General features: G+C 33.5%; 10 protein-coding genes. 7 read left to right on the top strand and 3 right to left on the bottom strand.

Annotated features, from left to right (window positions below):
- Positions 1-89: 89 nt before the first annotated feature.
- Both DW269_RS10750 and recU read right to left on the bottom strand, forming a co-directional pair.
- The gene (locus DW269_RS10750) at positions 90-2,747 is read right to left on the bottom strand and encodes a transglycosylase domain-containing protein (RefSeq protein ID WP_117459842.1); all 2,658 of its coding nucleotides are present in this window, start codon (positions 2,745-2,747) and stop codon (positions 90-92) included.
- Complete coding sequence (recU, locus tag DW269_RS10745) at positions 2,744-3,343, bottom strand: Holliday junction resolvase RecU (protein WP_022424206.1); 600 nt, start codon at positions 3,341-3,343, stop codon at positions 2,744-2,746. Before recU ends, DW269_RS10750 begins: the two co-directional genes overlap by 4 nt.
- Positions 3,344-3,464: 121 nt before the next feature.
- Between recU and DW269_RS10740 the strand changes: the two genes are divergently transcribed.
- Positions 3,465-4,382: a D-alanyl-D-alanine carboxypeptidase family protein gene (locus tag DW269_RS10740; protein ID WP_117459840.1), complete on the top strand. Its 918-nt coding sequence runs from the start codon at positions 3,465-3,467 to the stop codon at positions 4,380-4,382.
- A gap of 20 nt (positions 4,383-4,402) precedes the next feature.
- Here the strand turns inward: DW269_RS10740 and DW269_RS10735 are convergent, their stop codons facing one another.
- Complete coding sequence (locus DW269_RS10735; protein WP_117459838.1) at positions 4,403-5,023, bottom strand: TetR/AcrR family transcriptional regulator; 621 nt, start codon at positions 5,021-5,023, stop codon at positions 4,403-4,405.
- Positions 5,024-5,276: 253 nt separating this feature from the next.
- Here DW269_RS10735 and DW269_RS10730 point away from each other — a divergent pair, with 253 nt between their 5' ends.
- The 6 genes from DW269_RS10730 (at position 5,277) to proS (ending at position 12,584) form a co-directional block, all read left to right on the top strand.
- Positions 5,277-6,272: an L-lactate dehydrogenase gene (locus DW269_RS10730; protein WP_117459836.1), complete on the top strand. Its 996-nt coding sequence runs from the start codon at positions 5,277-5,279 to the stop codon at positions 6,270-6,272.
- A 115-nt stretch (positions 6,273-6,387) separates the two neighbouring features.
- Positions 6,388-7,101: a hypothetical protein gene (locus tag DW269_RS10725; RefSeq protein ID WP_117459834.1), complete on the top strand. Its 714-nt coding sequence runs from the start codon at positions 6,388-6,390 to the stop codon at positions 7,099-7,101.
- Between the two features lie 56 nt (positions 7,102-7,157).
- A complete protein-coding gene (locus DW269_RS10720) occupies positions 7,158-8,561 on the top strand; it encodes a TrkH family potassium uptake protein (protein WP_226793497.1) in 1,404 nt (467 codons plus the stop codon).
- Positions 8,562-8,572: 11 nt separating this feature from the next.
- The gene (locus DW269_RS10715) at positions 8,573-9,247 is read left to right on the top strand and encodes a TrkA family potassium uptake protein (protein ID WP_117459830.1); all 675 of its coding nucleotides are present in this window, start codon (positions 8,573-8,575) and stop codon (positions 9,245-9,247) included.
- Positions 9,248-9,290: 43 nt separating this feature from the next.
- The gene (locus DW269_RS10710) at positions 9,291-11,048 is read left to right on the top strand and encodes a hypothetical protein (protein ID WP_117459828.1); all 1,758 of its coding nucleotides are present in this window, start codon (positions 9,291-9,293) and stop codon (positions 11,046-11,048) included.
- A gap of 96 nt (positions 11,049-11,144) precedes the next feature.
- Complete coding sequence (gene proS, locus DW269_RS10705) at positions 11,145-12,584, top strand: proline--tRNA ligase (RefSeq protein ID WP_117459826.1); 1,440 nt, start codon at positions 11,145-11,147, stop codon at positions 12,582-12,584.
- The last annotated feature ends 90 nt before the right edge of the window (positions 12,585-12,674 follow it).

The raw sequence follows: 12,674 nt of genomic DNA, 5'->3' as shown, positions 1-12,674 counted from the left end.
TGAAAAATTACTGATTATTTTTTTGAATTTTTACTTGATTTCTATTATCCAATTTTTATGTTCAAAAAAAGGATTCCTTTTTGGAATCCTTATTGTTCTTGTGTATCAGTTGTCTGTACTGTGAAATGGATAGAACCAATTGTCTTAGTTTCACCACTTGAATTCTTTTCAGTAAATGAAATCGTATATGATCTGCCACTAGATAATCCACTAATTGTCGCACTGCTTCCACAATTCAATGATTGACTATTACCATTACATGTCACAATCATTGTATGTCCACTTGGACCAGATGTGCTGACATTGACTGAAGTGGCTGAAATAGTTGCTCCATTTGATATAGCTGCACCATTTGCAGTAACACTGAAGGTTGCAGTACCTACAGCTGTACTTCCAGTAGATAATCTTACTGACTTCTTATTAGACGTCGTGTCACCACTCTTTAGTTTATAATAACCAGTTACTGTGTATGTCTTACCTGATTCAGTGCTATATTCAAGTGTTCCACTTGTTGAAGATAATGTTTCAGTCTTTGTAGAAGAACCATCACTGATTTCTACAACACAAGTGATCTTACCTTCATATTCAGGATCATAAGAACCAAATGTGACTGAAATTGAATTATTTGAATTCAATGATGCATTAAATGATGTCAATTCAGGTACTTTATATTCATCGGCATAAGAAGAACCATCATCTACACCACTAGGACCATGTCCCTTAACAAACCAAGCAGTCATAATCTTTTCTTCTGGTGTAGAAGAACTTGGAGATACATATGGATATACACCCTTAACCATACGTGCCTTTTCAACAGTACTTGGTGTTTCATAGCTATTTTTCATCTTATGAGTGGCAAGCTTCTTCGCAATCTTTGTGGCAATTGATTTTGCATCATTCATACCACTTGCAAGATATTTATGTTTCTTTGTAGATATTTCTGCAGGGAAACCATTCCAGCAAGCCCATGCATAATCAGGTGAATAAGCACAAAGCCAATGGTCTTTATCTTTACCAGCAAGTGCAGGGATCGTTGCATCGAAGTTAGAAGTACCAGTCTTTGCACCAATCTGAGAACCAATATCAAATGCTGAGTAGCTTCCATTGCTCTTTACATAGCTTGTCATAACCTGACGAAGTAAGAAAGCAGTAGAATCTTTCATTCCTTCACTTGCCTGTTTTTGAATATCATCATCTACATTAATAGTTTCACCAGTTGTATTAATCACGATCTTCTGAATTGTATGTGGCTTAATATATGTACCACCATTTGAGATAGCTGCATAAGCAGCTGCCTGCATAGTAGGTGTTGTACCATACTTCCAACCACCAATAGCATAGTTCAAGTTGAAATCTTCATCGTCCATGTTATAGCCTAAACCTTTTAAGAAGCTAACAACCTGATTATTACCAACCTTCTTAAGAACACTATTTAAAGTATGAATAGCAGCTAAGTTCCATGAATTTGCAAGAGCATCTTCAAGAAGCACATCATCATGGTAATTGTTATCCCAGTTCTTTGGATGCCAGCTACCCTGAGTAAACTCTGAGTCATCTACTGTATGTCCAGTAGACCAGTTGAGATATTCAAATGCAGTTGCATAGTCAAGAATAGGTTTGATAGAAGAACCTGGCTGTCTTCTATTCTTTAATGTATAAGCATAATCTAGATAAGTCGCATCAGAATTATTCGCACGATAATTTTTCGCACTCATCAAACCAATAATACGGCCAGTTTTTGATTCAAGCACTGAAGCAGCTGCCTGCATCTCCCTGTCAGTAAACTTATAGTTCTTACCTGAAGAAACATCATCAAGATATTCCTGCATATCATGATCCATATAAGTATAGATAGTCATCTTAGTTTTATTAGGATCATAACCTAATTCTTTTACTTCCTGAGTAACACGATCTACATAAGAAGCATATTTTCCATTTGACTGAACAGGATCATATTTTAATATGTTTTCAACCTTTACGCTTTTCGCATTATCTCTTTCTTTTTCACTAATATATCCATGTTCATACATCAAGTTAAGGATAATATTTCTTCTTTTTGTTGCAAGAGTTAAATTCTTAAATGGATCATATGAAACAGGGGAATTAATTGTACCTGCAAGTAATGCAGCTTCTGGTAAAGTTAACTGATCAGGGCTCTTTCCAAAATAATAGTAGCTTGCTCCATAAATACCAATAGAACTATTTGACTTACCAAAATAAATCTTATTGAGATATAGTTCAAGTACTTTCTGTTTAGTAGTCTGCTGAGTCGCTTCAATAGAAAGAATGACTTCTCCAACTTTTCTTTCAATTGTTTTTTCTGCATCTGGATAATATGTTTTTTTGATAAGCTGCTGTGTAATTGTAGAACCACCTGCCACAGTATGACCTGCTAAAATATTTGACATAAACGCTTTAATAATACGTGGAATATCAAAACCATTATGTACAAAAAAACGAGAGTCTTCTGCAGCAACTACAGCATCTATCATTATTTCAGGAATATCATCATAACTTACATATTTCCCAATAGAACTACCATACTTGTAATAGGTTTCTCCATCTTGAGAAACCTGAGAAGAGTAGGAAGTTGTTGTAAGATTATCAATATCAAAATTACTGATTTGCTGATAAATCTTAAATCCAAGGTAACCACTACCGCTCGCTACAAGAACACATAATGCGATAATACATATCTTAATTGTTTTCTTTATCTGCTTAGGGTCCTTGGTTGATTGAACTTTCATAAAGTGTCCTCCTTAAGGTAAAATTCATCGATTACATCTAAATAAGCGAGTCTTGGCTGATAGCCCTGCTTAATAAGATGTCCACTTTCTTTCACTTCATCATAACTTATATGCTGCTTCTTGTCATGAAAAAAGCGCTCTACCATAATCGAAGCATCTAACAAATAAACTTCTCCTACAGATGTGAAGGCAATAATAATAAAGGCAATTCCCCCATGACGTGAGACACGTGCGAGATGATTGATCTGATGCTCAGAAATATTACGAAAAGGAAATCGTAAAGATTTAGTTTCTTTTGCTTCAAAATCAATATATCTGCCTTTATAAATTCCATTATAATCCGTAGTAGAAGGGGCCTGATAGTATGCTTCAACTATACGGGCTTTATTTCGTGAAGGATAATCGACTTTTACAATCTGGATAGGTGTCGGTTTTTTATATATGACAGCCTGATCGACAGATAAGTAATAGGTGTTAGATAGGTTGATGTCTTCTTCTAAGCTCATCCCACGAAAAGCAGTATAATGCTTACTTGTAGATTTCTTAGGGATAGACATATTAGCCGGTGCCTTTTTAAGGTTTGGATAATTAACCATACTATTTCTCCTTTACCAAATCATTATAACATATTATTATTCAAAAAAAATGAAAAATGATGGAAGAAGATTGATGAATAGGTTTAAAATAGTTATTATGTTTCGAAGAGGTGATTAAAAAATGAAATATCGTAAATGGATTACAATGATATGCGCTGCATTCATGCTTTGTGCATGTACTTCAAAGCAGCCAGAAAAAAAGAAGACAAATACAATCTCGCATACTGCAAAACAAAAAGAAAAGAAAATTAAATCTATCCCTCAACCAGCACTTAACACAGAAGAAGCGTCTGCAGTAGTGATGGATGCGGAATCAGGAAAGGTGTATTATGCGAAAAATGAACAGGAATCACGTTATCCTGCTTCTACAATTAAACTATTAAGTGCCCTTGTCGCAATAGAGTATTATAAAGATGATGAACTTCTTACTACAAAGAATATCATGTCTTTACCAGATCGTGTGTTTGCCTATACTGAACCTGTACATGATGGTGAACAGATTCCTTTTAAAGATGTTATTCGTGGTATGCTTTTAAAGAGTTCTAATGAAATGGCTTTAACTCTTGCTGAAAACTATCAAGGTGGTTATGATGCGTTTATTAACGCAATGAATAAGAAAGCCAAAAAACTAGGTTGTCAAAAGGTAGAGGTTTCTAATCCTCATGGACTCAGTTATGCCCAAAAGGGATGGCTTAAAGAAACATGCAGTACAAAGGATATGGCACTTATTGCGAAAGCATTTTATAAGAATAAAGAGTTAAGAAATATTATTTCTACACCAAACTATACTTTTGAATCAAATCAATATCGTACAATGCAGAATGTAAAGATGACCCAGCAGGCTTCTCCATATTATGATGAAAGAGTTATTGGGGGAAAGACAGGTTTTACTAATCTCGCAAAAAGATGTTTGGTTACTTATTCTAAGGTAAAGAATAAAACAATCATTACAGTTGTATTTAAAGAAAACTCACGTGAAGAAACTTATACAGATACTAAAAAGCTTCTTGATTATGTGAATGAGGTTTTAGCAGCATAGAAAAAATGCTGCTTTTTTTATTAAGCAGCATGAAGTAAAGTACGTATTAAATCAAATAGAAAAGGCTTATAGTCCTCAATAGGGCAGGGAATCTTATTGACAATACAACTAAAGCAAGTTGAACCTACAAGCTCTACTATAGTAAAGAAGGTAATATCAATATTTTTAATATTAAGATTCTCTCTTTCTACACCTTCCTTAAATAATTCATATAGACTAAGATGATCTGTTTCTTCTAGAATCTTTGTGAGTTCCTGTGAGTAGACCCCAAGAGATAAGTCTTTATTCATTAAGGTAAGATATGTAGGGTTGGCTACAAGAGCATCAATCACATGATTGATGATAAAGATCATTGAATCATCAAAGTGGGTGATTTCAGGATGTTTTTTTAATTCTTTCATAGCCTCATCGAATAAATCAGTACTGATTTCCTGCACAATCTGGTTTCTAATATCATATTTGTCTTTGAAATATAAATAAAAAGTACCTTTTGCAACCCTTGCTTTATTTACAATGTCAGAAATAGATGTATTATTAAAATTCTTTTCTGCAAATAATGCAGTGGCACTTGCTAGAAGACGTTCCCTCTTTTCTTCTTTATTCTTTTCTATCTTAGATTTAATATCACTCAGAGCATTCATATAAATCCCTCCAATATTTATTATACCAATAAATGACCACAAGTCAATTTAAGTCACATTTTCATTACAACAAATTTGTAACAATGAATTCGCTTACACTTGCATTCTCTGAAACATCGAAAGCGGTAACATCAAAAAAGCATGGATTTATCAACTAAATTTAAATGAATTTTTTTATTTAAATAGCAAATATTTTATTGTATTTAGGAAATGATTATACTATACTTCTAGGTATAGGAGAGTGAAATAAATTATGGCAATGACAGATTATTTAAATGATATGCCAGCTCAGGGTAACCGTAAAGTTGTTCTAGTTGGTACAGGTTTTGTAGGTATGAGTATGGCTTATACTTTAATGAACCACAAAGGTATTGATGAACTTGTATTAGTTGACGTTAATACTGAAAAGGCAGAAGGGGAAGCAATGGACTTAGTTCATGGTTTACCATATGCAAACGGTAAATTAAAGGTTTATGCAGGTGATTATTCTGACTGTACTGATGCTAACGTTATCGTTGTAACTGCTGGTGCAGCTCAGAAACCAGGTCAGACAAGACTTGAATTAGTTGCAATCAACACAAAGATCATGGCTTCAGTTGGTAAGTCTATTAAGGAATCAGGATTCAATGGTGTAATCGTAGTAGCTTCTAACCCATGCGATATCATGACTTACGTAATGCAGAAGGCTACTGGTCTTCATCCATACCAGGTTCTTGGTTCAGGAACTATGCTTGATACAGCAAGATTAAGATATGAAATTGGTAACTTCTTCGAAGTAAACCCAGCTTCAGTTCATGGTTATATCATGGGTGAACATGGTGATAGCTCATTCGTATCTTGGACAAATTCTTATATCGGATGTAAATCACTTCTTGAAGTAGTTGAAGAAAGAAAAGTACCATTTGATCAGTTACAGAGAATTTACGAACAGGTAAGAGATGCTGCTTATGAAATCATCAATAAGAAGAGAGCAACTTACTATGGTATCGGTATGTCTCTTGCTAGATTAGTAGATGCTATCTTAAACAACGAAAATACAGTACTTCCATTATCATGCTACCTTGAAGGTCAGTATGGTCATGAAGGTTTATATATCGGTGTTCCAGCAATCATCAATAGAGCAGGTATCCGTGAAATCTTAACATTACCTTTAACTGAATCTGATCAGGAAAAATTTGACAGATCTTGTAGCACATTACAGGAAATCATTAATACTACTGTAACTCCAATTCTTGAAGGAAAAGAATAAGATTGATTTTCACTTGAACTCTTAGGCTTGCGCCTAGGAGTTTTTTTGCTTTACATGAAATTAAGATTCATAATATGTAAAGTGTGCTATAATAGATAGACTAGGAGGGAAATTCATGAATAATAACGAATTTGAATATAGTGAAAAAACAAAACGTCGTGTTAGAATCTTTAAGAGAATTTTATCGTTTATTGTACTTATTCTTGCAATTGCGACAATGGTTGCTTTATTCTATGTAAAAAAAGAAAAGATGCGCGTTCGCTTGTTTTTCTCATTATTACAATATATTGCGATGAGTATTGTCTTAATCTCCCCAAGACTTTTAAAGAAATTCGCAAACTTTGAAGTACCTGTTGAAGTACATATCAGTGTTACTGCCTTTGCGTTTTTAGGACTTGTGCTAGGAGATGGTTTAAACTTCTATGGAAAGATTGGCTGGTGGGATTCATTACTTCACTTTACTTCAGGTATTATTCTTTCATTTATCGCTTTATGGCTATTACAGATGCTTATTCTACGTAGAAAATACCTTTTTATGCATCGTGCATTGTTATATATATTTGTAGTTGCTTTCTCACTTGCAGTAGGGGCGGTATGGGAATTATGTGAATATACAGTAGATGACATTTTCCATACAAATAACCAGCAATATATGGCAACTACACGTGCGACTATCGTATCAAGTGATGATGAACCATTAGAAGGACATGATGCTCTCGCTGATACAATGAAGGATCTTGCACTTGATCTTGCAGGGGCTATTTTAGTAGTATGTTATGAATGTTCTAAGAAAGAAATTACACAATATTATGTCTCTAAGAAAGACTAGTATTGGATTTATCACATCTTGGTGTTAGAATAGATGCGATTATAGGAGATTTAGTTATGAAAGATATTGTTTTAGCTAGGCGAAAGCATTCTGGCCGACTTTCTGCACCAAAGAAAGTATCACTTTCTTTTCTTGCAGTAATTATAATAGGTGCTATAGTACTTTCTTTGCCATTTTCAAATAAGAAAGAAGCTGCAAGTTTCTTGGATAACCTCTTTATTGCAACATCTGCTGTATGTGTAACAGGGTTATCACCTTTGACAGTTGTGGATCAATATAACCTCTTTGGTCAGACAGTTCTTATTATTCTTGTTCAAATTGGTGGTCTTGGATTCTTAACTTTCTTATATCTTTTCTTGTTTCTTGCAAGACAAAGAATTACATTAAGTAGAAAACTTGTCTTTACTGAAGCACTCAACCAGAATTCTTTAAGTATGCTTCCAAGACTTTTGAAAACTATTTTTATTTATACTGTTTCAATAGAAACGATTGGATTAATATTCTTCTCAATGTTTTTTATACCTCGTTTAGGTGCTCTTAAAGGCTTATATTATGGTATATGGCATTCCATTAGTGCATTTTGTAATGCTGGATTTGATCTATGTGGATCTACATCACTTATTGCATACAACACAAATCCAATTATTAACTTTATCGTACCATTTGAAATTATCATGGGTGGTCTAGGTTTTATTGTGGTATTAGATATTCATGATAAATATATTAAAGAAAAGAGAAGATCATCAAGCTTTTCGTGGCGTCATCTATTTGGCAGCTTTGCCCTACATACAAAGATAGTATTAATGATGACTGTATCGTTGGTTGTTATAGGTACATTATTATTCTTTATAATGGAATTCAACAATCCTGCAACGATTGGAAAAATGAATTTAGTAGATAAGATTATTGTATCATTCTTCCAATCAGTCACTACACGTACTGCTGGATTCTCAACAGTGGATATGTATTCTCTTAATAGAATCACAAAAATATTGATGTGTTCTCTTATGTTCATCGGTGGTTCTCCTGCATCTACTGCAGGTGGTATTAAAACAGTTACTTTTGCACTTGTATTACTATTAATGAGAACAACTTATCGTGGTATTGAAGAAACAACAGTATTCCAGCGTCGTATCAAGAAAAGAACACTCGTAAGGGCTTTTTCTATCTTTTTCCTTGGACTAATGCTTTGTATTATTTCATCTTCTATTATGCTTATAACAGAACCTAAACAGGATTATTTAAATATCCTAATGGAAGTATTCTCAGCATTTGGTACAGTAGGACTGAGTGCATCTGTTACACCTGCATTAAGTATAGTTGGTAAATGCGTAGATATTATCTTGATGTATGCTGGACGTATTGGCCCTATTTCATTAATGATTTTATTTACTAAACGTTCACATGATAAAAATACAAAAGAATTTAAATATCCAGATGAGGATGTACTTGTTGGCTAGGAGGAGTAAACATGAGTAATAAACCAAAACAGGTCGCTATTTTAGGATTAGGTATCTTTGGAAGCACACTTGCTGAAACATTAGAAGACTTCGGAGTAGAAGTTCTTGCAGTAGATATTGATCCAGTATGTGTCAGTAGAATTAAAGACAATGTTACTAAAGCAATCGTAGCTGATGTTACTGATCGTGAACAGCTATTAGAACTTGATATCAATACGTTTGATGTGGCTGTTGTAGCTATTTCTAAACATTTTGAAGAAGCAGTAACATGTACTTTATTATTAAAGGAATTAAATGTCCCTTATGTTATTGCGAAAGCACGTACTAAACGTAAGAAGATCATTCTAGAAAAAGTAGGGGCTGATCGTGTTATTAATACAGAAAAAGAAATGGCTTATAAGCTTGCTAAACATTTATTAAGACGTTCTATTGTAGATTTAGTAGAACTTGATGAAGAATATTCTATCGTAGAAATTAGGACACTTAAGGATTGGGAAGGCAAATCACTTTCTAATGTTAATATCCGTCGAGTTTATGGTATGAACGTTGTAGGTATTAAACCTCAAGGTTCACCTAAGATGACAATGGACTTTAGTGCTGATTATATTATTCAGCCAGGAGATCACTTCCTTGTTGTAAGTAAAACAAAAGAAGTAGAAAAATGGGATTTTCTCACTAAGGAATAGCAAAAGGCTATTCCTTTTTCTATAATAGTAATAGGAGGATATTATGAACCTATTACAACTCACAATAGAAACTTTTGATAAGAATGTTGAGACTGACTTTACTTCTTTTAAGAATCATATAAATTATATTGAAGATCATAATACAGTCGTCAATGGTCTCACATTCGCTTTTTTTGGCTTAACAGAAATTATTATTAAGAGAGTTTATCTTACATTTGAACTAAACAATATCATACATACTATTGAACGTGTGTATCAATCAGGAAGATGTATTCTTCGATGTGATGATCTAGAAAATGAAGAAGCCAGGCACCATATCCACAATATTTTGAATATGAATTATAATCAATTCCTACACCAATTTATTATGCCTGCTTCTTTTATAGAAACTTGGATTCAATCACCTACAGAGGCACTTATGCGTTCCTTTCTATCTACAAAATCTGTCATGACGAGTGATACAAAAATGATAGAGGAACAGATTAATGACACAATGGCTTTCTTAAATAGTTATGAAGATTATAAGAGTGCATGTGCTTATATTACTAAGAATAAGCCTTATCTATCTCTCTATTCCAATCATTTAGATCAACTAGAAAAATCATTAGAAGATAAGAAAAAGAAAGTATTACGTGAAATTGAACTAGTCACTGAATTAGATGATATGGAAAAGAAAGCAGTTATCAGAAAGCAGCAACAACAGACAATAGATAAAAGAAGAGAAGGACTCAATGCTTTATCTTTACTCTATGATGAATACTTAATATCACAGGATCATCTATTTGATTTAGAAGCATCTTATACACGTGATGTGTATCTATATGGTAGTGAAAATGATGATTATATGCGTATGTATCATCATTATATGAATAGTATTGCGGGTATACTTGCAAAGGATTTAAAGGAAGGAACACCTTGCCCTGTATGTGGCTCACTTCATCATCCTAAACCTTGTTTAATAGAAGGAAGAGAAATATCTCGGGAACTTCTTTTTAAGAAAGAAGCTGTATTAGAAAAAACAAGAACAGATTTAGAAAAGAAACGCTTAGAAAAAGCAACCTATATGGTACGTCATCAAAGACTCATAGAAAAGATTATAGAAAAGAAAAAAGAATTAGATATTACAGAAGATATTTCTAAAGAAATGTTTATTAGAGAACTCAGTATATTAAATACTGATTATTTATCTCATTATAAGGAGGATAAGAAGCTCTTAGATGAAATAGGTTATCTACATAAATTAGAAAAACATCTTCCAGCACTTAAACAGGATTATCATGAAATACTTATGGCAATTGAAGAAGTCAAAGAAGAATATCTTACATTACAGAAGAAGATTAAACATGCAGAAAAGTTCTGTGATGAAATCATTCAAAAATATTCTTTTATTATGTATGTTGATGAAAACATCATAGAAAATAAGAAGAAAGAATGTTTGAATAATCAAAAGATACTTACATTACTTCATAAGCAGACAATACCTCTAGAAGAAGATGTCACATCTTTTATCACTCAATTAATGAATATTGCTAACCGTTTACTCAAACAAATCACCCATGATCGTCTTCAACTTATACTTGATAATAAACTTTATCTTCAAGAAGAGGATCATCTTTCTCTGGTGGAGGATTCTACAATGCTTGGCTTATGTATAATTGTTTTAGGATATAGTCTATCTTCTATGATTTCACATCAGGATATATTATTCATTGATCACTCATTACAGGAAGATTATCACGAAACATTAATCAATACACTCTCTATATCCCCTTATTTTTCAAGACTCTATATCACTAAATAAGTGAATATAACACATTATTATCACCATGATTTGGATTAATCCTTTTCATTTTCCCAAAAATAGTTATAATATTATCGTACAAGAGAGGAGAAAGTTATGGCAAAAAATAATATTAAAAATGATGCAATTACACCTAGAGACGTTGACTTTGCACAGTGGTATACAGATGTATGTCGTAAAGCAGAATTAATGGATTATTCTAGTGTAAAAGGATTCATTATTTATCGCCCATATGGTTATGCTTTATGGGAACAGATTCAGAGTTATATGGATAAGAGATTTAAGGAAACAGGACATCAGAATGTTTATATGCCAATGTTAATTCCTGAATCTCTATTAAATAAAGAAAAGGATCATGTAGAAGGATTTGCACCTGAATGTGCAGTTGTGACTAGAGGTGGTTTAGATGATTTAGAAGAACACTTAATCGTTAGACCTACTTCAGAAACATTATTCTGTGAACATTATGCTAAGATTGTAAATTCTTATCGTGATCTACCAAAGAAATATAACCAGTGGTGTTCAGTAGTAAGATGGGAAAAGACTACAAGACCATTCTTACGTGGTTCTGAATTCTTATGGCAGGAAGGTCATACAATTCATGAAACTGAAGAAGAAGCTCGTTCTGAAACATTAATGATGAGAGATATCTATGAAGAAACTGCAAAAGAATTACTTGCAATTCCAATGTTAACAGGACGTAAAACAGAAAGAGAAAAGTTTGCAGGTGCAGAAGAAACTTATACTATTGAAGCATTAATGCATGATGGTAAGGCTCTTCAGTCTGGTACATCTCATTACTTTGGTCAGGGATTTGCGAAAGCATTCAATATGACATTCTTAGATAAGGATAACAAGTTAAAACATGTTTATCAGACATCTTGGGGTGTATCTACAAGATTATTAGGTGCTATTATCATGGTTCATGGTGATGACAATGGTCTTGTATTACCACCTAGACTTGCTCCTACACAGGTAGTTATTATCCCTATCCAGCAGAAGAAGGCTGGTGTACTTGAAAAAGCAGATGAAATCGCTGAACAGTTAAAAGCAGCAGGTATGAGAGTAAGTGTAGATGCAAGTGATAAATCACCTGGATGGAAGTTCTCTGAAGCAGAAATGCGTGGTATTCCAGTACGTATTGAAGTAGGACCTCGTGATATTGAAAATGGTCATTGTGTTGTTGTAAAACGTAATGATGGTGTTAAGACTCAGATGGACTTAGACGAAAATCTTCCACAGGCAATCCATGATACATTAGAAACAATTCATCAGGAAATGTATGATAAGGCAGCAGCATTCTTAAATAGCCATATCACTCGTGTTAATACTTTAGAAGAAGTAGGTCGAGTATTAGATGAAAAGGGTGGCTATGTCAAGATGAACTGGTGTGGTGAAGAAGCATGCGAATTAAAGATCAAAGATCTTTATCAGGCAACTTCACGTTGTATCGATGAACATGAAGAAGCAGATGGCGTATGTCCATGCTGTGGTAAAAAAGCAAAACATGTAGTTTATTTTGCAAGAGCATATTAATAAAATGAATCTCAACAAGAAATTGTTGGGATTTTTTGTATGCCGGGCATGGCATATATCTAGGTGGTGAAAGTCCACTGTGGGGGCGAT

Origin of the sequence: Catenibacterium sp. AM22-6LB (assembly GCF_003435615.1) — a bacterium.
In the GTDB taxonomy this organism is placed as follows: Bacteria; Bacillota_I; Bacilli_A; order Erysipelotrichales; family Coprobacillaceae; genus Catenibacterium; species Catenibacterium mitsuoka_A.
The sequence above is the reverse complement of the archived record's forward strand: the minus strand, read 5'-3'. Positions and strand labels throughout refer to the sequence as shown.